We start from the raw sequence: 23,608 nt of genomic DNA on the forward strand, positions 1-23,608 counted from the left end.
TAAAAAGTCCTTTGAAACTAGCTGGGTGGAAAAGGAAATGAAAAAGACAGCCGTGTTGGCTGCCTTAAGCTTTATAAGATTTTCGGTATTTATATTGATTGAGCTGAAAGCGGATAAAACAGCCTATGCAAAATCCAAGAATGGCGACAAATGCTGATAGAGCTACCATAGCTGTAAAAACATATCCTGCAGCTGTCCAGCCCAGAAGAAAGCTGATCAGGCCCAGCGCCAGGCATGCAACGGCAATCACTTGATTAAATTGCTGCTGCTCCCAGTCTTCAGGAATGTAATCAGCAGGATTTTTTCTTAGAAAAAGTTTTGCTGCACGCATAATGGGATTGTAGCCGAACAATAGGCCCATTATACCTGCAAGGAGGGGTGTGGCAAGAATCCATGCTTCACCGGTTAGCCACGAAGCTAAAACACTTAATACGATCGACCATTGATTAGTTCTTACGAGCGGGCGGGGAATAGAAACAGGTATATTTGCCAATTATTTTCCGACCTTTCTCATTGGTTTTATAGGTATTAATAGTTTACTTAAATTGCAAGTTTTTGTGAAGAGAAAAAGCTTGGGAAAAAAAAAATAGTCCGTTATGAAGGACAATATCGAAAAGAACCCTGCGCTACTTCGGACAGTAGGAGGTGAATTCTGGTCAAGAGAGTCCGAACCCGGTGCAACTTCGGACAGGAGAAGAAGAAATCCGCAGGAGAGAGTCCGAACCTGGTAAAACTTCGGACAGTAGGAGGTGAATTCTGGTCAAGAGAGTCCGAACCCGGTGCAACTTCAGACAGGAGAAGAAGAAATCCGCAGGAAAGAGTCCGAACTCATGCAACAGCCTTTAAAGAAAAAAGACTTTGGAATGGATTCCAAAGTCTCCTGAAAAGATTTTATCCGTAAAAACACGTTACGTGCTAAAACGATTCTTTGCTGCTTTTTTTAATGTGAACTGCGGAATGCTGATTCCGATCAGGATCAGCACGATTCCGAAAGTCTGTGCTTCTGAAATTCTCTCGCCAAGAATCAGCATGGCAGCAGCAACAGCGGCCGGGAGTTCGGCAGAACCTACAATTGTGGCAAGACCTGAATCTAAATGAGGTGAGCCGATTGCAAAAAATACAATTGGGAAAATAGCCCCGAACAATGCCATCAGCAGCCCGAATTTCCATAGGCCCTCAAGCTGGATGCCACCGCTTATTAAAACGGGGCCTGAAAAAGCTGCAACCAGAAGAAGTCCGCCAAACGTGATGAAGATGCTCATCTGGATGGTTGGAATTCCTTTACCTGCCTTGCCGCTTGCAAAAATGAATACGGCAAATGTTACCGCAGATAATAAGCCATAGATCAGTCCCTCAGCTTGAATAGGATGTGACCCGGAATTAATCAGGTTGCTTGCAAATACAGTCCCTATAATTAGCAAAATCGAAGAAATGATTTTTGCTTTGCTGGGCATCTTTCTTTCATATAGAGCTTCTAAAAGAATTCCTATCCAGGTGAACTGAAATAAGAGAACAACAGCGATGGAGGCCGGATTCCGATCAAGGCTCATTCCATACAGAATGCCTGTTAAACTTAGGGAAGCACCGGTCAATAACAAAGCTGCTGTTTGTTTAAGGGTGATTTTTGTTTTTTTGATAAATGGGAAAGAAAGCAACAGCAAAAGGAGCCCAAATAAATATTGGCTTCCGGTCAATTCAGGAACAGAGTGGCCGGCCTGGAGTCCGAGTTTCACAATGGATGCCAGAATGCCATAACTGCATGCCCCAAGAAAAATGAATAATGAATATTTTAAGTTTGCCATTATGGATACTCCCTTCTGAAGATGATATCAGGCAATCAGGTCAATCATAACATCTCAGTAAGTCTTTAGGGGAAGATTTTTTCTGCACAAAAATAAGAGCCAGTGATTTTTCTCACTGACTCTTTCTTAATTATCGATTATTCTCCTAAGTAGGCATTTAACATCCAAATATGCGTATCCAATTTTTCCATAAGACCGATGGCAAAGTCGCCTGTCACTTGATCTTCCTGCTCCTCAGCAAGCTGTGCTAAAGAAATTAATTGTTCTTTAATATGTCTATAATCGGAAGCAAGAGCGGCAACCATATCTTCTGCTTTCTTTTCCCCATTAGACTCTTCAAGAGTAGTGATGCTTAAGAACTCCTTAAGTGTCGCTGCCGGTGAGCCGCCGATGGCTAGCAGGCGTTCGGCTGCCTCATCCACAACTTCAGCTGCTTCATTATATAATTCTTCGAACTTTTCATGAAGGGTAAAGAAAAGCGGGCCTTTTACAAACCAGTGGTAGCGGTGCAATTTAGTATAAAGAACACTCCAGTTTGCGATTTGTACATTTAATGCTGCATGTAATTTTTCCATTTTTATATTCCCCCTAAGTCATTTATATATTTATTATAACAAATATCAAATTAAAATCAATACTTATTTATAATAATTATAAATAAGCAAATTCAAAATCCACAGTATAACCATGGCTGATTATGGTAAAGTGATATAGTACCGCTTAATTGGCAAGACATACAGGTTAGTGAGGATTTTTTAATGGAATATCTCTTATTTATTACGCTCGGAGCGCTTATTAGTGTGCTCTCTGGTTTTTTTGGGGTAGGCGGGGGATTCATTCTTACTCCGACACTCATGCTGTTTGGCTTTTCTCCGGTAGAAGCAATCACAACGAGTTTGCTTTTTTCAATTGGTACCTCTCTTTCAGGCATCTTCGCTCATATCAGGATGAAGAATATATGGCTTAAGCAAGGGCTGATTCTTGGACTAAGCGGTATGGCAGCTACTCAGGCCGCCCATCCCTTTGTGCTGTTTCTTGAGGAAAAGGGCTGGGATGCGTGGGCAGTTCCTTTGTTTTATATCATTCTGCTGTCTTATTTTGCTTTGGGCATGTTAAAAAGAGGGAAAAAATCAGCCAATGCCGCTCCGTCATCTGAACATTCTCCATCCATTGTGAAAATGGTTCTGATTGGATTTTTTGCAGGATTTGTTTCTACGACATTAGGTGTGGGCGGCGGCTTTATTATGGTGCCTTTATCGGTTGCCTATTTAGGGATGATGCCGAAGAAAGCAGTAGGAACCAGCTTGTTTGCTATCATGTTAATCGTATCTGCAGGCTTTCTATCCTACGCTTCCACTGTCAGCATTGATTATTGGATTGGCATTTCACTCGTAACAGGAGGCCTGATAGGGTCACAATTTGGAGCGAAGCTTACCTCCTATTTTGAAAACGAAGAAATCACCTATATGCTCGGAGCCTTATATATGGCTACAGTGGCAAGTGTGATTCTGAAATTAATACATTTGAATTATACCGGCTTAGTGCTGATGGCCATTTTTGTCGGCGGCTTTTTAGTAAGAAGCCTTGTGAAAATGCATAAAGCAAATGCCCGCACAAAGGCAAAAAAGGAGAGACCATAATGGCCTCTCCTTTTACATTTGCCGGGGCACCTTCATGCCGAGTGTCTGCATCCCGTCGGAAAGAACAATTGTGACTGCTTTGACAAGGGCAAGTCTTGATTTGATGCTGTTATCCTTTTCTAATATTCTTACCTGTCCGTAATATTTATTGAAGGCTTGAGCCACATCAATCAAATATTTAGCCAGGACAGAAGGGGAAAGCTGCATATAAGATTGTCTGATTTTTTCAGGATACTGATAGAGCAGCTTGATAATTTCCCAGCTGTAAGAATCAGATAGCCCATTTTCGGCAGATGGAATATTGTCTGCCTTGCGGAGAAGAGAATAGGCCCGGGCATTGGTGTATTGCAGATAGGGTCCTGTTTCTCCTTCAAATGTCAGCATATCTTCAAGTGAAAATTCAATATTATTCATGCGGTCATTTTTCAGATCATGGAACAGAATAGCCCCGATGCCGACTGCTTCAGCGACTTCATCTTTGTTTTCCAAGCCGGGATTTTTAGCTTCGATATTGGTCTTTGCCAGAAGGATTGCTTCATTCAGGACCTCCTCAAGAAGGATGACTCTGCCTTTTCGGGTAGACATCTTTTTCCCATCTTTTAAATAGAGGCCAAAAGGGACATGTGTCATATTATCCGCCCACTCATAACCCATCTTTTTAATAACGCTTTTAACCTGCCTGAAATGGATGCTCTGTTCCTGACCGACAATGTATAGGGAATGATCAAACTGATAGGTTTCTTTTCTATAAAAAGCTGCAGCGAGATCCCGTGTTGCATACAGAGTCGCTCCGTCGGATTTTTTTATCAGGCATGGAGGAAGGTCTTCATCAGGCAGTTGAACCACCTCTGCGCCATCAGACTCAGCCAGCAGGTCTTTTGCCATGAGTTCCTCTATGACGGGTTCCATTTTATCATTATAAAAAGCTTCACCATTGTATGAGTCGAAATGAATGCCAAGCATATCATAAACCCGCTGGAATTCTTTCAATGATTCTTCTCTAAACCAGCTCCAGAGTGCCTGAGCTTGCTCATTTCCGTTTTCAAGCTCTTTGAACCAGGAACGCGCTTCATCTTCAAGGGCTGGGTTAGCTTCTGCTTCTTCATGGAAGCGTATATATAGGCTAAGCAGTTCCTTTATGGGACTTTCCTTCACTTTATCCGGGCTGCCCCACTTTGTATAAGCGGTGATCAGCTTGCCGAATTGTGTGCCCCAGTCGCCTAAGTGGTTGATTCTGACCGCTGTATAACCGCATTTTTCGGCCAGGCTGCCGAGGGCGTTTCCAATGACCGTTGACCGCAAATGGCCCATGGAGAAGGGCTTTGCGATGTTTGGCGAAGAGAAATCAAGCACGGCTGTTTTGCCTGCGCCATCATTCAGCTGTCCATATTCTTTTCCTTCGTTCAAAATTTTTTCCATTATGACTGCACCGGCTGACTCTTTGGAAAAGAAGATATTAATGTAAGGACCAGCAGCCTCTGCTTTTTCGATATGCGGTCCCTGAATCAGGCACGCTGTCTCGTCAGCAATAGAGGCAGGTGACTTCCTGAATGCTTTTGCAAGTGTAAAACAGGGAAAAGCAAGATCGCCATGTGCCGGATTCTTTGGCGTTTCGATTAAGTCCGCAATTGCTTCGTCAGAAAGCTGCCCATTCAGCACTGAAGCCAGCTGAGCTGTGAAAATAGCTTTGAAATTGATCATATTAACACCTCCTGGAAAATAAAAAAGCCCGCCTCTATATAAAAATAGAGACGAGCTGAAGTCTACCCGCGGTACCACTCTGATTGTCCAAAGGACCTCTTTTGAAAGGACGTTTCAAAATATGTTTGAACGCATTTCCTAAAGGGGTTTGGTAACGGGACTCCTTACCCGGCATAGCCTACTTTTCTTTCAGCTATGCATCTCCGAAGTGCGCTTCACTAAAGGATTTCCCGACAGGCTTGCACCGTCCCTGTCTCGCTTTTAGGAAAGAGCCCTTTGCTACTCTCTTCATCATAGACACTAAATATATTAATGTTATTATACGCCGTTGGATTTATTTTGCAACATAATTTGAATCTGTTGAAAACATATAAGTTCTGTGATGGTAGCGGATGCTGAAAATCAGGCCCATCGCCATCATGTTTCCCATAAGCGAGCTTCCGCCGTAGCTGATAAACGGCAGCGGAATGCCGGTGATTGGCAGGACCTGAATAGTCATACCGATATTTTGAAATACATGGAAGGTGATCATACTGATGACCCCGACGCAAATATAGGTATTAAAAGGGTCGGTCGTCTCCAAGCCGGTTTTAGTTAAGTGATAGATGAGCAGAAAGAAAAGGCTGATTACTACACTTGCACCAAAAAAGCCGTACTCCTCGCCAATGACGCTAAAAATAAAATCAGTATGGGCATCAGGCACATACACCTGTCTGTCAGTAAACCCTTTTCCGGATATTAATCCTGAGCCGATTGCGAGCATGGAGTTGTACAGCTGCATTCCGGCTCCCTGCTTGTGATTAACCGGGTCAAGCCAGGAATAAATTCGGCTGAACTGATAGGGGTCTATCCCAAGGTACTTCTCTAAAATCTCCGGTGCTATGATGACCAGATAGAGCACCGTTCCCGCGAAAGCGCCAAGGATTCCATAAATCGGAACAAGGATTTTCCAGGTGATCCCGGAAACCAGGATGATTCCAGTTAATATGGCGATGATGACAAGGGCGGTACCCAGGTCTTCAATAATAATCAATCCTAATGGAGGCAATGTGGCTGCCCCTAATTTGATTAGAAGGAAAAAGTCCGTGCCTGCAGTCTTTGCCTGATATTTCAGATGGTGGTCAGCGATGATTTTGCTGAGGGCAATGATAAGGAATACCTTAACAAACTCTGAGGGCTGCACAGAACCAAGTCCAGGAATGATATACCACAATGTAGCCCCTTTGCGCTCTGGTGCAATGCTTTCCGGTGCAATGAATAACCCGACAAGCAATAGGATGCCTAAACCGTACAGCAGCCAAGTAAGCCTTCTGATTTGCTCGCTGTCAAAATACATGACAATTGCCACAATGATAGCTCCGACAACATAATTTTTTATTTGTGAGACGACAAAATTCCCTTCATATTGATTGGAGGATTGTCCGCTGTAAATAGCGATGCAGCTGATGAGGAAAAATAGTAGCAGCAGAAAGCATAACGTCCAATCGAATCGGTCTGAGAATCTATTATTCTTGTTCATTTGTATACACCTGGTTTCTGTACCTTTTTACATTTTTATCCTAACAAAGAAAAAAAAACCTTACAATGGAGAACAGAATACATTTTTTCTCTGCATGTAGTTAGACGAATGAATCAGCATGATGGTTTCCTGTATTTTCAAAAAACCGGGCAGGCTGCAATTTAAAATTTTTTCTCATCGGCAAAGATATTTTCAGTTATTTTTGCTACAATAAGAGAATAAAATACTGGATGTTTAACAGGCAGTTTCAAAAAGAAGCTGTCTTTTTACTAATTTGTGAAGGCGCTTGCGCTATTCTTATCTGTCTAGCTCAGTGCTTTTCTTTGAAAACACCACTTTGGGTAACGGTTCGGAGGTTTCGTCATTGAAAAGAAGGAATCATGCTATTCGTGATCTCATCTACATCCATCTTAATGAACAGGATCAGTATGTGATGACTTATGGAATTGAGTTTGCAGAGTTTGCCCAAACTCTTTCCGATTCTATTAACAATCTGCTGTTGTTAAAGCATCGTTTTGAACATGGGGACTTTAATACCCACACGATGTTCGATTATGTGTCAAGGGACAAGCTTGGCAGGCTGGTTGAGGATGATGTATATGGCTATGGCGATTTTTGCTGGATTGATTTCGAGGAAGAGGAAGCGGTGAATGAGCTTCCCGGCCAGACAATTGCTGAGCTTCTTTATCTCGGCCATGTCAAGGAACATCTTAAGCCGCCTTTTTACAATTATCTGAGCAATCGCTATGTGTACCTGGCCCATGATGATGGCTGGTTTAACCGTACATATTATCGCGATCTGAACGATTTTTACCGCATGCTTGGGGAAGTAATCCCCGGTAAAATGGGACAGATGAAAGTCGAAAAAACGCTCCTTGGCATAAAAAAGAAAAAGACGTATCCTCCTATCACCAGAGATGTCCTGCTTTCCTTAAAGTCTCTTATGAAAGAGGGAGCGGTACTTTCCATTAAGGATATCGAACAGAATCGGGTCCGGATAGAAATTCCTATTTGGATTATTGGCGACTTTGCGAATATGGATGATATGTATGACGAGTATGAGGCCATTGTGAAAGAGCCATGTGAGGCGAAGATTGTGTTTGATAAGAAAACAAGGGAATGGAAAATATACTCGCGCTAGAATTCTGAACTTTTTTACAACATTCAGCAAAATTCTCTTACTTTTTCTGCGTGATGGTGTATAATCGGAGATAGAAAATTTTATATCAGCATAGAACAGGTGTTTTCTCAAAAGGGTTTTAAAACAGGCTCTTTTGAAGACTTAATAGGGAAGCTGGTGAAATTCCAGCGCGGTCCCGCCACTGTAAATGGAAGCTGTCTGTAAATCCACTGTACAGGAATGTATGGGAAGGAGCAGAACGCATTGACCATGAGCCAGGAGACCTGCCTGATTCTTAAGCACCCATAAACCTACGAGGATAGGGAGGTGTTTGGTCCGGCCATCCTTTCTGCACTAATTGATAAATGACCATGCCAACATCTCCTTGCCGTCCGAGGGGATGTTTTTTATTTGGTTGTTTCTAAAAGTCTATGGGTGGCTAACTTAGTTTCTGCCACTGAGTTGATTGCAGCGGAGGGCACTTGACTCCTGCGGGAAGTGAGGGAAGTGAGAGACCCCACAGGCGAAGCCGAGGAGGCTCTCATCTCTCCCCCGGAAAGCAAGTGCCTGCAGCGGAAATCAACGCGCTAGGTTTGTAAGCTGAAAAATATTATGAGAACCAGCCTTTTATTTTTTAAGATGGTGTTAGACACCATCCGAATTTTGTCGAAAGTTCTAGGAGGATTGCTGAGTATGAGAAAGTTTTATGCATTTTTATTAACGATGCTTCTGGCTGCAGGAGTGCTAGCAGGCTGCGGCGAGAGTGCTGAACAGCCTAAAGAAGAGAAAAAGGTTGAGGAAGGGCAGAATACTGGCGGGGAAGAGGCTGCTTTTCCTGTTACGATAAAGGATGCTCTTGATAATGAAATCGTCATCGAATCCAAGCCCGAAAGAATCGTTTCCATGATTCCAAGCAACACCGAAATTGTTTTTGAATTGGGGCTTGGCGAAGAAGTTGTCGGAGTCTCCGATTTTGATAACTACCCGCCCGAAGCCACAGAAAAAGAAAAGATTGGCGGCATGGAATTTAATGTCGAGAAAATTATTTCTTTAAAACCGGATCTTGTCCTTGCTCACGCGTCAAGCGCACATAATTCCGAAGCTGGCCTTCAGCAATTAAGGGATGCAGGTGTGACCGTCCTTGTTGTCAATGATGCAAAGAGCTTTGATCAGGTTTTTGAATCCATTGAAATGGTTGGAACCGCAGCGGGAGAGAAGGATGAAGCAGAGCAGCTTGTTTCAGATATGAAGAGCAAGCTCGAGGAAATCAAAACAAAAGCTCAGGGCATAAAAGAAGAAAACCGCAAATCGGTTTTCGTGGAAGTTTCACCTGCTCCTGAAATCTATACAGCAGGTACAAAAACATTTATGGATGAAATGCTAAGTGCCATCAATGCAGAAAATATCATTTCCGAAGAAGGATGGCCGAAAATGGATCCGGAAGCGATTATCGAACGGAATCCGGATGTAATCATCACAACTCATGGCTATTACACTGAGGATGCTGCTGGCAATGTAATGAAAAGGGATGGCTGGCAGGATATAACCGCAGTAAAAAATAAGCATGTTGCCGATGTTGATTCCGATATGGTAACCCGCTCTGGCCCTCGTATTATTGAAGGAGTCGAGGAACTTGCAAAAGCAGTATATCCGGACGTATTTAAATAATAAATTTTTAGCTTATCTAACAGCAGCGGCTTTCCTGCTTTTAGCCATGCTGATGGGGATTTCAATTGGAACAGTGTCTGTTCACCCCATGACGATTATCAGAGTAATAAGCGCTGAGCTATTTCCTTTTATTTCATTGGGAAACACGGATGCTATGCATTCAAATATCATTTTGAATATTCGCCTGCCGCGCGTTTTGCTGGCTGGCTTAGTAGGGGCGTCTCTTGCAATTGCGGGAGCCGCCTTTCAAGGTTTATTAAGAAATCCGCTGGCAGATCCATATACAATTGGGGTTTCATCCGGGGCTTCACTAGGTGCTGTTTTAACATTATTCTTAGGATTATCCATTCCGTTTGCAGGAATGTTTACGCTGCCGTTATTCAGCATTTTATTTTCCTTTTTAACCATTTTTGCCGTTTTGCTGTTTGCCAGAAAAATTGAAAGATCCATGAAAGTGGAAACGATTATTTTAACAGGCATTATCTTCAGTTCTTTTCTTGGCGCTCTGATTTCTCTGATGATTGCCCTGACTGGAGAGGAGCTTAGACAGATTATTGGCTGGCTTCTTGGCAGTGTATCCATGAGAGGGTGGGCGTATATTAAAATTATCATTCCGTTTTTTGTACTGGGTGCCATCCTTCTTTTAGTGAACAGCAAAGAGCTTAATGCCATGAGCTTCGGAGAAGAAAAGGCCCAGCATATAGGGGTGGACGTTCAGAAGAGAAAGATGATGGTCCTGATAGCTGGCTCTATCTTGACTGGTGCGGCTGTAGCTGTATCTGGAACGATAGGATTTGTCGGTCTTGTGATCCCTCATCTGACCAGGCTGTTATGGGGACCGGATCATAGGCACCTATTGCCGCTATCTATTCTGATGGGTGCAGGCTTTCTTATTATTGCCGATCTGGTTTCACGGACGATCATTGCACCTACCGAACTTCCAATCGGTGTGATTACAGCGATAATCGGTGCACCTGCGTTTGCTATTATTTTAATTAAAAGAAAGAATAAACTTTGAACCTCGATAACTGTCCGGCACAAGCGTCCACCCATTCAAGGAGGAAGGATTCCCTGGATTTTCTTTGCAGGAACAAGCGGTTTTTGCCTGTTCCGAAGGCATATCTTAGTTAAGAAAGAAGTGGTTAATCATGCTAAGCGTTCAGCAAGTTACTGGCGGATATGCCGGTGCACCGGTTGTGAAAAATATCAGCTTTGAAGTGGAGAAAGGGGAGCTCTTCGGAATACTGGGTCCGAACGGAAGCGGGAAAACCACGATACTGAAGATGCTGAGCGGCATTCTGCCTCATAAGTCAGGAGATATATTGATCAAAGGAAAGAACCTTTCACAGTATACACCGAAAGAGCTTGCAAAAATTATTGCTGTTCTGCCTCAGCACTCCTCTCAGGCTTTTTCCTATACGGTAAAGGAAACTGTTTCCCTCGGCAGATATGCCCATCAAAAGGGGTGGTTCCAGAGCTGGTCCGGCAAAGATGAAGAAGCGGTCAATCGAGTCATGGAGCAGACAGGCATTTCCCATTTTCAGGATTATGATATTCAGCAATTATCCGGCGGCGAAAGACAAAGGGTGTTTTTAGCCCAGGCCCTTGCCCAGGAGCCGGAAATATTATTGCTGGATGAACCGACTAACCATCTGGACTTATCCTATCAAAAAGAATTGCTTGATCTCCTTTCTGTATGGTCAAAAGACTGCGGGCTGACGGTCATTTCCATTTTTCATGATTTGAATTTGGCCGGCCTGTACTGTGACCGCCTTCTGCTGCTTGAGAATGGTGAAGTCAATATTAACCACGTTCCCAATGAGGTTTTAAAAGAAGGCAGAATACGTGAGGTCTATAGGACGAAGATTGAGAAGCTGCCGCATCCAAGAGTCCCGGCCCCTCAGATGGTTTTGGTGCCCAAACGCTCTCAGGCAGAAAGCCAATCAGTGAATCGAATTGATCGATCCTATCTTGAGGTAAAGGAAGACTTACTTGTCCTTCGCACCCCATTTCCGCTGAAAACCATGTCATCAGGTGTAACAGGATCGGGCACCGGCTGGAATCGCATATTTCTAAACCGGCATGTGAGCAAGAATTATGATTGCAGTGATCATAGAGCGGAGATGGCGGATTTTGTCCGGGAGATAGGCTTAGAACCCGGGGAAACCGTGGGGATGATGACCGCTGTATATGTTAAAGATCATAGCAGTAAATTTTATGAAGATGGAACCTTTTCTGTGTATGTGGTCGTGACAGCAGGTGTCGGCAATGCTGTTGATGCCTCGAAAAGTGAAGCCCATTCTTATCATCTGACTCCGGGTACAATCAATACATGGGTTTTCGTTAATGGCAATCTGACAGAGGAAGCCTTTATTCAATGCATTATGACTGCAACCGAGGCAAAGACAAGAGCCTTATATGATCAGAAGGTAAAGGATGCAGTCACAGGGACGATAGCGACCGGAACATCGACAGACAGTATTATGATTGCGGCCACGCAGCAGGGAGAATACCTGGAGTATGCGGGCACCATTACACCTCTTGGCAAAATAATCGGAAAAGGTGTCTACGAATGTACTGTTGAGGCAATAAAAAAATCGCAAAGAAGGATAAAGGGATGATTTTAAATCACCTGATCGCCTTAACCTTTGCCTGCATAATAGATAAGCTGATAGGAGACCCGCCAAACTGGCCGCATCCGGTCAGATGGATGGGTGCCCTGATACATAAACTTGAACAAGTTCTTAATAAAGGCCGCTATAGAAAATTAAAAGGGATCATCATGCTATTTATAGTCCTGCTGGCAGCAGGAGGTATAACTTATTTAATCATAGAGCTTTTCTATGAAATTCACCCGGTTGCCGGCATTCTGGCAGAGGGCATTCTTATCTTCACAGCCATTGCGCAAAAGAGTTTAAAAGATGCAGCACTGGAGGTCTATGAGCCTCTGGCAGAAGGAGATATGGAAGAAGCAAGATTAAAGCTTTCATACATTGTCGGCAGGGATACAGATCGATTGGATGAACCAGGCATTGTCAGGGCTGCCGTGGAGACAGTGGCTGAAAACACCAGTGATGGCATTACAGCTCCATTATTTTGGGCCATGATTGGCGGTGCTCCAATGGCCCTTATCTACAGGGCCATTAATACTTGCGATTCCATGGTTGGCCATAGAAATGAAAGGTATATAGATTTTGGGTGGGCATCTGCCAAAGTGGATGATATCGCAAACTGGATCCCGAGCCGGCTGACATCGGTTTGCATCATGCTCACACAAAAGCCGGAGCATTCTCCATATGAGGAAGCATGGGGGATCCTTTTAAGAGATGCACCAAAGCACCCGAGCCCAAATAGCGGCTGGGGCGAAGCAGCTGTTGCAGCCCTCCTGGGGGTTCAGCTGGGAGGAATCAATTTTTATAAGGGTGTAATTTCTAACCGAGCCACGATGGGAAAGCCAATGGTGCTGCTTGAAAAAGAACATATCATAAAAAGCATTTCGATCATGAACAAGACGGTTTTCTTATTCTTGCTTTTATTATGGACAGGAGGGGTGTTCCTTGATTTGGCCTTCACATGGATCTAACCCGCAATATTTATATGAAGCAATTGATAAGCCAATGCCTGAGGAGCGAATTGATTTCAGTGCCAATATCAATCCACTTGGTCCTCCCCGCGAGTTAAAAGAAGGATGGGGAAGTCTATTCCAATTTATTAGCGATTATCCGGATCCCCAATCTTCTCTATTAAAAAGCAAATTGGCGGCTGCAGAGGGAATAAAAGAAACACAGATTCTGGTGGGAAATGGAGGCGCCGAGCTAATCACCCTGATTGGCCGGATGATAGCCGGAAAAAGGGTGCTGATTATTCAGCCGGCCTTTTCGGAATATGAAGAGGCCTGCCGGGTTAATCATTGTACAGTCTCCTATCATCAGCTGGAGCCTGGCGACTGGGATCTCAATATGGAAGCGCTATCTGAAAGGCTGAAAGCCGCTGATGTTGTTTTCTTCTGCAACCCAAATAACCCGACAGGTATTTTTTACCCATCTTCCATTGTAAAGGAATTAATTGAGAAGTGTCATACCCATAGCTGCCTGCTTATTATGGATGAAGCTTTTTATGACTTTGCCTGCGACTATCAATCAATCGTTCCTTTCATAGAAAAGGATTCGAATGTTGTGGTGCTGCGCTCCATGACAAAGATGTTTTCGATACCGGGCCTGCGCCTTGGATACATGATGGCAAGTGAGAGGTTAATTGAAGAAGCAGCTTCTCTAAAGCCGCACTGGAGTGTAAATGCCCTCGCTTTAAAAGCAGGGGAATGGTGTCTGGACAGCACAGAGCATGTCAGGCTGACAAAGAATTTAATCCGGCAGGAGAGAGATAGGCTGGTTCAATTTTATCAGCAATTGGATTTTGAGGTTTCTCCTTCTTCAGTTAATTTCTATTTGTTGAGAGATCCGAGATTTGATGTGCAGCTGCCTCTTTTTCGATTTTTGCTTGAGAAAGGAATTATCCCGAGGCACACAATGAATTTCCCAGGTCTGGAAGGGAGATGGTTGCGCTTTGCGATTAAAGGGCCGAAGGACAACGATGTGCTGATGGAGGCGATGCGGCAATGGCGGAAGGATCGCTGATTTTTATCTCCGGTGGAGTGCGGAGCGGAAAAAGCTCCTTTGCAGAGAGGACTGCTGCCGGGCTGGCAATAAAGACGGAAGGAAAGCTTCAGTATATTGCTGCAGGAAAAGCGTACGATTCCGAGATGAAGGTACGGATTCAGAGGCACCAGGATGACCGGGAAAAGAGCGGTTTGAGCTGGACAACCTGGGAGAAGCCTTCCGCACTTGAAGAGATCTCGGGAAACTTTAACAATCAGGACATTATTCTTTTCGATTGCTTGACCACTCTCTTGAATAATGAACTTTTTAGAGCGGAAGATGTTTGGCGGAACAGAGAATTCCAGGAAAGTCTATCATCTGATATTCTCAGGGCCATCACAGAAATCCGCAAAAAATGCAGGGCCTTGATCGTTGTCAGCAACGAAGTCTTGAATGAGCCAATTGGCAAAAATGAACTGGTGATTACATATTCAAAAATACTTGGGACGCTTCACAGGAATTTAGTAAATATGGCTGATGAAGCCTATCTTGTTGAAGCTGGCATCCCCATACAAATGAAAGGAGAACCGGAATGAAAGGGATAATGATTCAGGGAACTTCATCCGATGCAGGGAAAAGCCTGATTGCTACGGCTCTTTGCCGGGCATTCTCCAATGAAGGTTTCCGTACGGCTCCTTTTAAATCCCAGAATATGTCCAATAATTCATACGTGACAAAGGATGGAAATGAAATCGGCAGGGCACAGGGCATTCAGGCTGAAGCGGCAAGAACTGAAGCTGCTGTCTGGATGAATCCTATTCTCCTTAAGCCTCAATCCGCACAGAATGCGGAGGTCATTCTCCTTGGAAAAGCAGTCAATTCCCTATCAGGAAGAAGCTATCGGGAATCCTTTTATGAAAAGGGACTGGAGACCATCAGAGAGGCACTGAGTCTGCTTGATGCTCAATACGAACTGCTTGTGATAGAGGGGGCTGGCAGCCCTGTTGAAATTAATTTAAAAGATAAAGAGCTTGTTAATATGAAAGTAGCCGAAATGGCGGATGTGCCTGTCATCCTGGTTGCCGATATTGACAGGGGCGGTGTTTTTGCCAGCATTGTCGGAACCCTGGAGCTTTTCACCAAACAGGAAAGACAGCGGGTTGCGGGCATTATCATTAATAAATTCCGCGGAGATATCACGCTGTTTGAGGATGGCATCCGCTGGATCGAGGAAAGGACGGGCATTCCTGTCCTCGGGGTTCTTCCTTATTTGGATGACCATATGATCGATGCAGAGGATTCCCTATCCATTCAGGCTGCTGTTCCAAGGGCTGGAGGAGGCATTCTGGACATTGCAGTGCTTCGGCCGCCATTTATTTCAAACTTCAGTGACATTGATCCGTTTTACTATGAAGATGACGTGAACATTAGATGGGTAAGGCATCTATCGGAAGCTGGCTCACCTGATGCGGTGATCATTCCCGGCACAAAGAGCACGATTCGCGATTTGCGCTATTTCAAGGAAAAAGGTCTGGCGGACTGGATTGTGCGCTATGCTGCCGATGGAGGTTCTATTGCCGGCATTTGTGGAGGATACCAGATGCTCGGCAGGAGATTAATCGATATGGCAGGTTCTGATACCGGGAACCCTAATGAAAAGGAAAAAGGCTTGAATTTGATACCGGCAGATACCATTTTTCATGAACGCAAGAAGACGGTGCAGGTGAAGGGCAGTTTGCATTCAAGCACGAACCTTCCCGTAAAGGAAATCTTGGATGGATATGAAATCCATTTAGGTGAAACAGTTCTTGAAGAAGACTTTGATGGCAATCGCCTTCTTCTGCTTCAAAATGGCGAAGAAGATGGATTCTATGGAAATGAAGGCCGTCTGGTAGGGACGTATATGCACCACATCTTCCATAATGATGAATGGAGGGGTGAGTGGCTTAATTCCCTGCGCAAACAAAAAGGCATTCCAAGTAAGGAGCCTGTCCGAATAAAAGCCCTGAAGGATAGGAAATACAACGAACTGGCGGAAAATATGATTCAGCATCTTGATTGGGGAAAATTGAAGGAAATCGTCTTTAGCTGGAGAAAACAGAATGAAATGGCTTAAAGGATTATTGATCAACCTTCAATTTTTCACAAGCATTCCCATTCCAATGTCTCTGCCGATGGATAAGCCTCATTTGGAGAAGGCAATCAGAACCTTCCCCATAGCCGGCCTCATTCAGGGGAGCATATACGCATTTATTCTCTATGCTTTTCTTGAATGGACTCCTTTTTCACTCTTGGCTGCGGCTTTTGCCGTCTGGCTGGCCGGCATTTTGCTGACCGGCGGGATTCATCTTGATGGGTGGATGGATGCGAGCGATGCGTTCTTCTCCTATCGCGATCAGAAGAGGCGGCTGGAAATCATGAGTGATCCCCGGGTGGGGGCGTTCGGTGTGCTGTCCATCATCGTATTGCTGGGTACCCGTTTTCTATTTATCTATGAAATTGTACTTTTATCAAATCTATATTCCTTTTTTTTAATCGCAGTGATTCCATTTTTAAGCAAGATGGTAATGGGGGTATTGCTGATAAAAGTTAAGGCAGCCAAAACAGAGGGGCTGGGCTCATTATTTCAGCAGGCTGCTTCGAAAACCACCTTATCTATTTACCCTATCTTCCTTCTGGCCGCCGCGGCAGCTGCCGGGCTGGCAGGTTACCCGGCCATTGTTGGGTTTCTTATCATGGTTCTTTTTTCAATATTGTTATTCGCATTTTTATCAAGGAAAGTCATTGCCTGGTTTGGCGGAATGACAGGGGATGTACTTGGGGCCAGTGTGGAAGGGACGGAGGTGTTTTTATGGATGATACTGTGGCTGTTGCATTACTTCGTCATGGGCTGACAGAAGCCAATAAGTCCCATGCTTATCTGGGCTGGACAGATTCCCCTTTGTGTCCGGAACATAGGGATAAGCTTGCCGCGGCGCCTCAAGACTATAGAAGAATATTTGCAAGTGATTTAGGCAGATGCATGAAGACGGCAGCTATTCTTTTCCCGGATCATTCTATTGAACCATGTCCCGAATGGAGAGAAATGCATTTTGGTGAGTGGGATGGCCGGACGTATCAAGAGCTGAAAGATACCCCGGCTTATCAAAAATGGCTGGAAGATCCTTTCTCAGGGGTGGTGCCCGGAGGGGAATCCTTTTCAGCATTTACAGCAAGAGTTGATAAAGGGTGGCAAAATTTAACCGATCAATTGCTCCGGAAGGATATGCGCGATGCCGCTGTTATTACACACGGCGGAGTCATAAGATACCTTCTTGGAAAGTATGCACCGGAGAAAAAAGAATTCTGGGAATGGCAAGTTCCGTTTGGAAGAGGCTATGAGCTAAGGTGGACACGGGAAGAGTTTAGGAGGGGAGAGAGATGCACTTCATTACAGGAGGCGCCTTTAACGGGAAATCCCGATGGGTAAAGAGATTATATCAATTGGATGATACTCCTCATAAATGGTTTTCAGCTTATCATGGTGAGATGACCGGCGATTTGGATCAAAACCTAATCGTCTATGAGGGAATCGAGCTGATGATTAAGGAATGGTCCCAAGCGCTGGAGTTTGAAGAGATTCGGGACAAGTGGCAGGAGATGCTGGCAAAATGGCAGGCGTGGGAAAAAACAGCTGTCAATCGAAAGATCGTTTTAATCGGATCTGATATTTCAAAAGGCATTGTTCCAATGGAAGCAGCTGACCGAAAGTGGCGGGATGCGTCAGGCTGGGCCTTTCAGGATGCCGCTGCCGCTGCAGATAGAGTTGATTTGATTTGGTATGGCATCAGTCAAAATATAAAATGAAATGGGGAATTGCTGATGAAACTTTATACACGAACTGGTGATGAGGGAAAAACAAGCATTATCGGAGGCAGGGTGGAAAAGGATGATGTAAGGGTTGAAGCATACGGAACAGTGGATGAAGTAAACTGTTTTGTAGGGCAAGCTATGACACAGCTGGATCCGTCCATTTTTCAGGATGTCCTGGAGGATCTGGAGAAGATTCAGCATGAGCTTTTTGACTGTGGCGGTGACCTTGCAAATGTTTCGAAAAAGCGGGAGCTGAAATTGACGAAGGAATCTGTAGACTATTTGGAGACTAAGATTGATCAATTGATTGAGGAAGCGCCAAAGCTTGAAAGGTTTATTCTGCCTGGGGGAGCACCTGCATCTGCATCCATTCATATTGCCAGGACAGTAACCCGGAGAGCGGAGCGGCTTGTGGTTTCACTAAAAAAAGCGGATCCGGAAACCTCTGCAGTGGCACTGAAATTCCTGAATCGTTTATCTGATTACTTCTTTGCCCTGGCAAGAGTGGTTAATTCCCGTCTTAACCAGAAAGATGTGGAGTATGTGCGCAGTGCTAATGTATTCCGTGAAGGAAAGCGCAAGGAGGATAAAGAATGAAAAGCATGCGATTGGGCATGGCAGCCATGCTTGTTGCACTGACAGCAGTCGGCGCAGCGATTAAAGTTCCGGCCATTATCGGAAGCGTGGCACTGGATGCATTTCCTGCTTTGCTTGCAGCCGTGCTGCTTGGAGGCTATGGCGGTGCGGCCGTTGCTGCCATCGGACATTTGCTGTCGGCGTTATTGGGCGGCATGCCTTTAGGGCCGCTTCATCTCCTGATTGCTGTTGAAATGGCACTGTTAGCCTTTATTTTCAGTTCTTTATATCAGAGAGGCCGGCACTGGCTGGGGGGAATTCTTTTTGTGTTAGGCAATGCCTTTGCAGCCCCGCTTCCATTTATCTTTTTAATGGGCCAGGCCTTTTACCTGGCAATTGTGCCTTCTCTTTTTATAGGCTCTGTGATAAATGCTGTTATTGCTTATATAGCGATTCCGAGACTTGTCAAGCTTGTGGGCCCGGCACTTTCCAAAGCGGGTGCTGAGCAGTGAGGGATGTCTTAAGCCTTCCTTTTAATTCTGAAGAAATGATTGTGGTAGCCAGTGATAACAGCGGAGCAATCGGCGAGAAAGAACAGGATGCTGTCCAGGTTCCTTACGAGACTGTTTCGTATTATTCCTTCCGTGTCGCTGTCATGGAATGTTTGTCAGCAGGTGCTCAGCCATTTGCTGCTGCCCTTCAGAATTTCTGCGGAAATGATGCCTGGGATCAGCTTATACGGGGCATTAAGAAGGGGGCTGATGAATTGGGACTAAAGGAGCTGCAAATCACCGGCAGTACAGAAAGCAATTTTAACCTGCTTCAATCTGCGATAGGTTTATCTGTACTTGGCAAAAGGCAGGGAGCGCTTCCTGCTGAGACCCTAATTTATACAGATGATACAAGGATAGCGGTTATTGGTTCACCTTTGGTTGGCCAGGAGCTGATTGAGAGAGAGGCGGAGGCAGCACCCCTGGAGCTTTTTAAAATCATTAACTCTATTAAAGATACTGAGACGCTTCCAGTAGGTTCAAAAGGCATTCTGAACGAGCTGAACGGGATGTTCTCCAATAGAGAGTTTGAGGTTAAGGACCTTGAATCAGAAGTGGACTTGGAAAAATCAGCAGGCCCATCCACTTGTTTTATAGCCGTTTTTTCCGAAGATAAATTGGAAGAAATCAGGAATTTGGCAGGAAGTTATTTTCATATACTGAAAAGAAAGGCATGAAAAGAGGGATGCTGACTTTATATATCATCCGGCATGGTGAAACGGAATGGAACAAAGCGAAAAGAATGCAGGGTCGCCTGGACTCTGATTTAACGGAGAAAGGCAGACGTGATGCGAAGCTGCTTGGAGAAAGAATAAAGGATATAGAATTTAAGCGTATGATATCTTCACCGAGCAAACGGACTTTACATACAGCACAGCTTGTAAGAGGAACAAGGCAGATTCCGGTCGAAACAGATGAAAGGCTTATGGAAATAGATCTTGGTGATTGGCAGGGAAGAGTGGAAAGTGAAATAAGGGATCTTTATCCGGCTGCGTTCGATGCCTATTGGAACCGGCCGGAGTCCTATGAAAGTGCAGGAGGAGAAAGCTTTTATGATGTGGCAAACCGCGTTGCTTCCTTTCTGGAAGACTTGCAAAAGACCTCATTAGAAGGCAGTGTGCTGATTATTACCCATGCAGTTGCTGTCAAAGCTCTGTATATGCTTTGCCGCAATGCTGCTGTCGAACGCATTTGGGATCCGCCCTTCATTCATGGAACCAGCCTGACCATCCTGCAGATCGATCAGGATAAAAAGGAATTCCTCTTAGAAGGATGCATGGCTCACTGCGAATAAGGTTTAGGCTCGTTAAAGAACGAGCCTATTTTTTATTGATGACCTTTTCTTCCCATTCTTCCCTCAGAATGCCCATCCGGATGCTATCATAATACTTCCCATTAACAATCCGGCATTTCCGCATTCTACCTTCAAGCTGCATGCCGATCTTTTCAGCGGCTTTCATCATTCTTTTGTTGCCTGACCAGGTGGTAATACCTACCCGGGCAAGCGGAAGAGAGGAAAATAGAAAGTCCACCCACAGAGTAAGAGCCTCTGTTCCATAACCCCCATTCCAATACTCGGGGTTGTGAATTACAATTCCTGCTTCAAGCCAATTAGAATCTCGATGCTCCCAGTAGTATCCCACAATGCCGATTACTTTTTCCGACGCTGCAATTACCATGCTGCTAGGCAGATATTCTTCTGCCTTTTGGAGGAATTCCTGTTTATATGTTTTAAAGTCTTTATGCTCAAGAGGAAAATAGGGAGCATCCCATCTTTTCCACTCAGGGTTGTCTGTTCCGTAAATATAGTCCCATAAAATAGGCAAATCCTCTTCCTGTATTGGACGAATCTTCACCTTTAGGGCTGTATCTTCGATCATAGCGGGTACCCCTCCATTAAATCTTAGTAAAAACCCTTGTCTTGCTTGTTCCTTCTGTGTTGTGCTCTTCATCCCAAACTGAATGGATCTCAAAAGTCCCTTCTTTGAAAAAAAGCGGCAGCTTTCTCTTGAACCAATCCTGCATGGGAAGGTCCCTTGCATCTTGTCTCGAAACCCACTGCAATTCTCCTTCAGGAGGATCCGCAAGAAGTCTTCCTTCAAAGGAGTCTGCCAGATAATTAAATACTATGTAGCGGACATTCATCTGGGGGTTTACGTACTCATCCCAGCCTTTAAAAATAATATTTTTGACGTGCAGCCCGGTCTCCTCAAGCACTTCGTGTTTTGCTGCGTCCGTAATGCTCTCGGGAAACTCTACTTTTCCGCCTGGTGCGAGATAGCCAGGGAAGCCTTTATAATCCGGGCGTTTTATGAGGAGGATCTGATCTCCGTCTGCAACCATGCACATCGTGTACATCTGATGTTCGATTTCTTTCCAGTTCATTGCTGCACCTCTATTAATAATGATTCCAAAGTTTATACATTCTTTTAAAAGGAGAAAATACCTCCTTTATTGAAATCATATCATGACTAGAAAATTTGAAGAGGTGAACATAAATGGAATTGAAGATGGGGTATGTCATTCTATATGCGGAAAGCCTGGAAAGAACGAAGCATTTTTATGGTGAATTGCTGGGTCTGAAGCTTAGGAATGAATTTGGAACTTACATCGAGTATGATACAGGCAGCACCATTCTTTCTTTTAATACGAGAGAAGGAGGACGGGAAGTCACCGGGCTTCCGATACCGGATGGATTAAGAAAGGAGCAGACATTTGAGCTGGGCTTTGTCACAGAAGAGGTAGAAGCGGCAGTTGAAAAGCTAAAGGCCGCCGGAGTCCCTGTCCTGCTCGAGCCTGTTGAAAAGCCTTGGGGCCAGAAAGTGGCATATGTGCAAGATCCGGATGGACATTATATTGAGATTTGTTCGCCTATAGGATAATAATTGACTCTGCTCCAGGGTCATTTTTTTGTTGGAAATTATTTTTTATATGCATAGGAATCTGTTGGTTTCAAAAGAAAAACATAGATTTTAAGTGTTTTTAGTGCTTACATAAAGGTTTGTAAATATAAGTAAATGTGTTATGATTCTATATGTTTTTGTCGGCCCGACTTTGATGAGAGTTCAAAGTCATTACTATAAATCTATTAATAAAGAGGTGTTTATTTGAAAGTTTTATCAAAAAAAGAACAATGGTTTGGCAATGTTAAGGGAGACATTCTTGCTGGAATCGTAGTGGCATTGGCACTAATTCCAGAAGCGATTGCATTCTCGATTATTGCTGGTGTCGATCCAATGGTTGGATTGTATGCTTCTTTCTGTATTGCTGTAACCATTTCAATAGTTGGCGGAAGGCCTGGAATGATTTCTGCTGCAACTGGTGCGATGGCGTTATTAATGGTTACATTAGTAGCCGATCACGGACTGCAGTATTTATTTGCTGCGACCATTTTGACGGGAATTCTTCAGATCTTATTTGGTGTGCTTAAGCTGGCCCGCTTTATGAAATTCATTCCGCGTGCGGTTATGATTGGGTTTGTTAACGCACTGGCTATATTGATTTTCATGGCGCAGCTTGAACAGTTTGTAGATGCTACATGGGTAATGTATGCGATGGTTGCCGGTGCATTGGCGATTATTTATATTTTCCCGAGATTTACTAAAGCAGTGCCATCTCCTCTGGTGGCTATTATTGTTATTACTATCATTGCCATCATGACAAAGAGTGATGTGCGCACAGTTGGCGACATGGGAACTATCACATCAGCCCTTCCGGCATTCTTTATACCGGATGTTCCATTTAACCTTGAGACTCTGAAGATTATTTTCCCATACTCTATTGCCCTTGCGATCGTAGGCTTGCTTGAATCCTTGCTGACTGCATCCATAGTTGATGACATGACCGATACAGCCAGTAATAAGAATATGGAAAGCCGCGGACAGGGAATTGCGAATATCGTGGCAGGTCTATTCGGCGGAATGGCAGGCTGTGCCATGATTGGACAATCCGTCATAAATGTGAAATCTGGCGGAAGAGGCAGACTGTCCGCTTTGGTAGCCGGCACATTCCTTATGTTTCTGATTTTAGTTTTGGGGAATATTGTCGTTCAAATACTGATGGCTGCATTAGTCGGTGTTATGATCATGGTTTCGATCGGTACTTTTGATTGGTCATCCATTAAGGGACTTGCTAAGACGCCTGTCACAGATTCGATTGTTATGGTTACAACGACTGTTACAACTGTTTTCACTCATGACTTATCCAAAGGAGTTTTCGCGGGGATCATCCTAAGTGCGATCTTCTTTGTTGCTAAAATTTCGAAAGTGCATGTTGCATCACGAATTGAAGGAGATAAGAAAATATACGCTGTAACAGGCCAGGTTTTCTTTGCTTCTGTAGATGAACTTGTAGCAGCATTCGACTTTAATGAAGAATTAAAAGAAGTTGAAATTGATTTTACACAGGCGCATGTATGGGATGACTCAGGTGTCGCTGCCATAGATAAGATTGTAATAAAGCTTCGTGACAACGGTGTGCTGGTACGCCTATCAGGATTAAACGCGCCAAGCTCGAACTTGATTGAGCGTTTGGCCGTTCACCGCAAACCTGGTGCGAAATTTTCCGGCCATTAAAAAACTGGAA

Annotated in this window: 26 protein-coding genes, 1 riboswitch and 1 other annotated feature; of the genes, 19 read left to right on the forward strand and 7 right to left on the reverse strand. The window is 44.3% G+C overall.

What is annotated here, in order from left to right; genetic code table 11:
• Positions 1-64 precede the first annotated feature (64 nt).
• Positions 65-493: a DUF4395 domain-containing protein gene (locus A361_RS01250; protein ID WP_026041661.1), complete on the reverse strand. Its 429-nt coding sequence runs from the start codon at positions 491-493 to the stop codon at positions 65-67.
• Positions 494-749: 256 nt separating this feature from the next.
• Here A361_RS01250 and A361_RS31160 point away from each other — a divergent pair, with 256 nt between their 5' ends.
• Entirely contained in the window at positions 750-884 is a 135-nt protein-coding gene (locus A361_RS31160; RefSeq protein ID WP_257780480.1) for a hypothetical protein, read from the forward strand.
• 24 nt (positions 885-908) lie between these two features.
• Here the strand turns inward: A361_RS31160 and A361_RS01255 are convergent, their stop codons facing one another.
• Entirely contained in the window at positions 909-1,802 is an 894-nt protein-coding gene (locus A361_RS01255) for an EamA family transporter (protein WP_019381224.1), read from the reverse strand.
• 137 nt (positions 1,803-1,939) lie between these two features.
• Positions 1,940-2,377 carry a Dps family protein gene (locus A361_RS01260; RefSeq protein WP_009336349.1) on the reverse strand — a complete coding sequence of 146 codons (438 nt, stop codon included), beginning with the start codon at positions 2,375-2,377 and terminating at the stop codon, positions 1,940-1,942.
• A gap of 183 nt (positions 2,378-2,560) precedes the next feature.
• Here A361_RS01260 and A361_RS01265 point away from each other — a divergent pair, with 183 nt between their 5' ends.
• Positions 2,561-3,442 carry a sulfite exporter TauE/SafE family protein gene (locus A361_RS01265; protein WP_009336348.1) on the forward strand — a complete coding sequence of 294 codons (882 nt, stop codon included), beginning with the start codon at positions 2,561-2,563 and terminating at the stop codon, positions 3,440-3,442.
• 12 nt (positions 3,443-3,454) lie between these two features.
• Here A361_RS01265 and argS read toward each other — a convergent pair whose 3' ends face one another.
• Positions 3,455-5,140 carry an arginine--tRNA ligase gene (gene argS / locus A361_RS01270; RefSeq protein WP_026041662.1) on the reverse strand — a complete coding sequence of 562 codons (1,686 nt, stop codon included), beginning with the start codon at positions 5,138-5,140 and terminating at the stop codon, positions 3,455-3,457.
• 46 nt (positions 5,141-5,186) lie between these two features.
• Positions 5,187-5,447 (reverse strand) — a binding site (T-box leader).
• Between the two features lie 30 nt (positions 5,448-5,477).
• The gene (locus tag A361_RS01275) at positions 5,478-6,662 is read right to left on the reverse strand and encodes an FtsW/RodA/SpoVE family cell cycle protein (RefSeq protein WP_019381226.1); all 1,185 of its coding nucleotides are present in this window, start codon (positions 6,660-6,662) and stop codon (positions 5,478-5,480) included.
• 364 nt (positions 6,663-7,026) lie between these two features.
• Here A361_RS01275 and A361_RS01280 point away from each other — a divergent pair, with 364 nt between their 5' ends.
• From A361_RS01280 to A361_RS01350, 15 genes are all read left to right on the forward strand, one after another.
• On the forward strand, positions 7,027-7,803 hold the full coding sequence (locus tag A361_RS01280) for a hypothetical protein (RefSeq protein ID WP_019381227.1): 777 nt from the start codon (positions 7,027-7,029) through the stop codon (positions 7,801-7,803).
• Positions 7,804-7,883: 80 nt separating this feature from the next.
• A riboswitch (cobalamin riboswitch) is annotated at positions 7,884-8,089 on the forward strand.
• Between the two features lie 386 nt (positions 8,090-8,475).
• Positions 8,476-9,450, forward strand: a complete 975-nt coding sequence (locus tag A361_RS01285) for an ABC transporter substrate-binding protein (protein ID WP_019381228.1) — start codon at positions 8,476-8,478, stop codon at positions 9,448-9,450.
• Positions 9,416-10,468 (forward strand): FecCD family ABC transporter permease, encoded by a 1,053-nt coding sequence (locus tag A361_RS01290; RefSeq protein WP_009336342.1) that lies wholly within the window; start codon positions 9,416-9,418, stop codon positions 10,466-10,468. Before A361_RS01285 ends, A361_RS01290 begins: the two co-directional genes overlap by 35 nt.
• 130 nt (positions 10,469-10,598) lie before the next feature.
• A complete protein-coding gene (locus A361_RS01295) occupies positions 10,599-12,071 on the forward strand; it encodes an adenosylcobinamide amidohydrolase (protein WP_019381229.1) in 1,473 nt (490 codons plus the stop codon).
• Positions 12,068-13,033, forward strand: coding sequence for an adenosylcobinamide-phosphate synthase CbiB (gene cbiB / locus A361_RS01300; protein ID WP_009336340.1), 966 nt, complete (start codon positions 12,068-12,070; stop codon positions 13,031-13,033). The genes A361_RS01295 and cbiB overlap by 4 nt, the downstream gene beginning before the upstream one ends.
• Positions 13,008-14,084 (forward strand): threonine-phosphate decarboxylase CobD, encoded by a 1,077-nt coding sequence (cobD, locus tag A361_RS01305; RefSeq protein ID WP_019381230.1) that lies wholly within the window; start codon positions 13,008-13,010, stop codon positions 14,082-14,084. The genes cbiB and cobD overlap by 26 nt, the downstream gene beginning before the upstream one ends.
• The gene (locus tag A361_RS01310) at positions 14,066-14,641 is read left to right on the forward strand and encodes a bifunctional adenosylcobinamide kinase/adenosylcobinamide-phosphate guanylyltransferase (protein WP_009336338.1); all 576 of its coding nucleotides are present in this window, start codon (positions 14,066-14,068) and stop codon (positions 14,639-14,641) included. Before cobD ends, A361_RS01310 begins: the two co-directional genes overlap by 19 nt.
• Entirely contained in the window at positions 14,638-16,161 is a 1,524-nt protein-coding gene (locus A361_RS01315) for a cobyric acid synthase (protein ID WP_009336337.1), read from the forward strand. The genes A361_RS01310 and A361_RS01315 overlap by 4 nt, the downstream gene beginning before the upstream one ends.
• Positions 16,148-16,939, forward strand: coding sequence for an adenosylcobinamide-GDP ribazoletransferase (gene cobS, locus A361_RS01320; RefSeq protein WP_009336336.1), 792 nt, complete (start codon positions 16,148-16,150; stop codon positions 16,937-16,939). Before A361_RS01315 ends, cobS begins: the two co-directional genes overlap by 14 nt.
• Positions 16,897-17,514, forward strand: coding sequence for a histidine phosphatase family protein (locus A361_RS01325; RefSeq protein WP_009336335.1), 618 nt, complete (start codon positions 16,897-16,899; stop codon positions 17,512-17,514). Before cobS ends, A361_RS01325 begins: the two co-directional genes overlap by 43 nt.
• Complete coding sequence (locus A361_RS01330; RefSeq protein ID WP_009336334.1) at positions 17,466-17,891, forward strand: bifunctional adenosylcobinamide kinase/adenosylcobinamide-phosphate guanylyltransferase; 426 nt, start codon at positions 17,466-17,468, stop codon at positions 17,889-17,891. Before A361_RS01325 ends, A361_RS01330 begins: the two co-directional genes overlap by 49 nt.
• A 15-nt stretch (positions 17,892-17,906) precedes the next feature.
• On the forward strand, positions 17,907-18,494 hold the full coding sequence (locus A361_RS01335; RefSeq protein WP_019381231.1) for a cob(I)yrinic acid a,c-diamide adenosyltransferase: 588 nt from the start codon (positions 17,907-17,909) through the stop codon (positions 18,492-18,494).
• Entirely contained in the window at positions 18,491-18,985 is a 495-nt protein-coding gene (locus A361_RS01340; protein ID WP_019381232.1) for an ECF transporter S component, read from the forward strand. The genes A361_RS01335 and A361_RS01340 overlap by 4 nt, the downstream gene beginning before the upstream one ends.
• Positions 18,982-19,701, forward strand: coding sequence for a hypothetical protein (locus A361_RS01345; protein WP_019381233.1), 720 nt, complete (start codon positions 18,982-18,984; stop codon positions 19,699-19,701). The genes A361_RS01340 and A361_RS01345 overlap by 4 nt, the downstream gene beginning before the upstream one ends.
• Positions 19,698-20,318 (forward strand): histidine phosphatase family protein, encoded by a 621-nt coding sequence (locus A361_RS01350; protein ID WP_019381234.1) that lies wholly within the window; start codon positions 19,698-19,700, stop codon positions 20,316-20,318. Before A361_RS01345 ends, A361_RS01350 begins: the two co-directional genes overlap by 4 nt.
• A gap of 25 nt (positions 20,319-20,343) precedes the next feature.
• Here the strand turns inward: A361_RS01350 and A361_RS01355 are convergent, their stop codons facing one another.
• Together A361_RS01355 and A361_RS01360 are read right to left on the reverse strand one after the other, a co-directional pair.
• A complete protein-coding gene (locus A361_RS01355) occupies positions 20,344-20,904 on the reverse strand; it encodes a GNAT family N-acetyltransferase (RefSeq protein ID WP_019381235.1) in 561 nt (186 codons plus the stop codon).
• A gap of 16 nt (positions 20,905-20,920) precedes the next feature.
• Positions 20,921-21,409, reverse strand: a complete 489-nt coding sequence (locus tag A361_RS01360) for an 8-oxo-dGTP diphosphatase (RefSeq protein ID WP_019381236.1) — start codon at positions 21,407-21,409, stop codon at positions 20,921-20,923.
• A gap of 113 nt (positions 21,410-21,522) precedes the next feature.
• Between A361_RS01360 and A361_RS01365 the strand changes: the two genes are divergently transcribed.
• Positions 21,523-21,906, forward strand: coding sequence for a VOC family protein (locus tag A361_RS01365; protein WP_019381237.1), 384 nt, complete (start codon positions 21,523-21,525; stop codon positions 21,904-21,906).
• Between the two features lie 225 nt (positions 21,907-22,131).
• Positions 22,132-23,598, forward strand: a complete 1,467-nt coding sequence (locus A361_RS01370; RefSeq protein WP_019381238.1) for a SulP family inorganic anion transporter — start codon at positions 22,132-22,134, stop codon at positions 23,596-23,598.
• The last annotated feature ends 10 nt before the right edge of the window (positions 23,599-23,608 follow it).

The sequence above is a fragment of the Cytobacillus oceanisediminis 2691 genome (genome assembly GCF_000294775.2).
Lineage (GTDB): Bacteria > Bacillota > Bacilli > Bacillales > Cytobacillaceae > Cytobacillus > Cytobacillus pseudoceanisediminis.

What these genes read in the sequence shown, in the direction of transcription:
- A361_RS01350 (WP_019381234.1), top strand. Translation starts at nt 19,698, where the DNA reads ATGAAAAGAGGGATGCTGACTTTATATATCATCCGGCATGGTGAAACG.
- A361_RS01360 (WP_019381236.1), bottom strand. Translation starts at nt 21,409, where the DNA reads ATGAACTGGAAAGAAATCGAACATCAGATGTACACGATGTGCATGGTT.
- A361_RS01285 (WP_019381228.1), top strand. Translation starts at nt 8,476, where the DNA reads ATGAGAAAGTTTTATGCATTTTTATTAACGATGCTTCTGGCTGCAGGA.
- A361_RS01335 (WP_019381231.1), top strand. Translation starts at nt 17,907, where the DNA reads ATGAAACTTTATACACGAACTGGTGATGAGGGAAAAACAAGCATTATC.
- A361_RS01325 (WP_009336335.1), top strand. Translation starts at nt 16,897, where the DNA reads ATGGATGATACTGTGGCTGTTGCATTACTTCGTCATGGGCTGACAGAA.
- cobS (WP_009336336.1), top strand. Translation starts at nt 16,148, where the DNA reads ATGAAATGGCTTAAAGGATTATTGATCAACCTTCAATTTTTCACAAGC.
- A361_RS01295 (WP_019381229.1), top strand. Translation starts at nt 10,599, where the DNA reads ATGCTAAGCGTTCAGCAAGTTACTGGCGGATATGCCGGTGCACCGGTT.
- A361_RS01340 (WP_019381232.1), top strand. Translation starts at nt 18,491, where the DNA reads ATGAAAAGCATGCGATTGGGCATGGCAGCCATGCTTGTTGCACTGACA.
- A361_RS01255 (WP_019381224.1), bottom strand. Translation starts at nt 1,802, where the DNA reads ATGGCAAACTTAAAATATTCATTATTCATTTTTCTTGGGGCATGCAGT.
- A361_RS01330 (WP_009336334.1), top strand. Translation starts at nt 17,466, where the DNA reads ATGCACTTCATTACAGGAGGCGCCTTTAACGGGAAATCCCGATGGGTA.
- A361_RS01265 (WP_009336348.1), top strand. Translation starts at nt 2,561, where the DNA reads ATGGAATATCTCTTATTTATTACGCTCGGAGCGCTTATTAGTGTGCTC.
- A361_RS01260 (WP_009336349.1), bottom strand. Translation starts at nt 2,377, where the DNA reads ATGGAAAAATTACATGCAGCATTAAATGTACAAATCGCAAACTGGAGT.
- A361_RS01315 (WP_009336337.1), top strand. Translation starts at nt 14,638, where the DNA reads ATGAAAGGGATAATGATTCAGGGAACTTCATCCGATGCAGGGAAAAGC.
- A361_RS01355 (WP_019381235.1), bottom strand. Translation starts at nt 20,904, where the DNA reads ATGATCGAAGATACAGCCCTAAAGGTGAAGATTCGTCCAATACAGGAA.
- A361_RS01310 (WP_009336338.1), top strand. Translation starts at nt 14,066, where the DNA reads ATGGCGGAAGGATCGCTGATTTTTATCTCCGGTGGAGTGCGGAGCGGA.
- cbiB (WP_009336340.1), top strand. Translation starts at nt 12,068, where the DNA reads ATGATTTTAAATCACCTGATCGCCTTAACCTTTGCCTGCATAATAGAT.
- A361_RS01365 (WP_019381237.1), top strand. Translation starts at nt 21,523, where the DNA reads ATGGAATTGAAGATGGGGTATGTCATTCTATATGCGGAAAGCCTGGAA.
- A361_RS01275 (WP_019381226.1), bottom strand. Translation starts at nt 6,662, where the DNA reads ATGAACAAGAATAATAGATTCTCAGACCGATTCGATTGGACGTTATGC.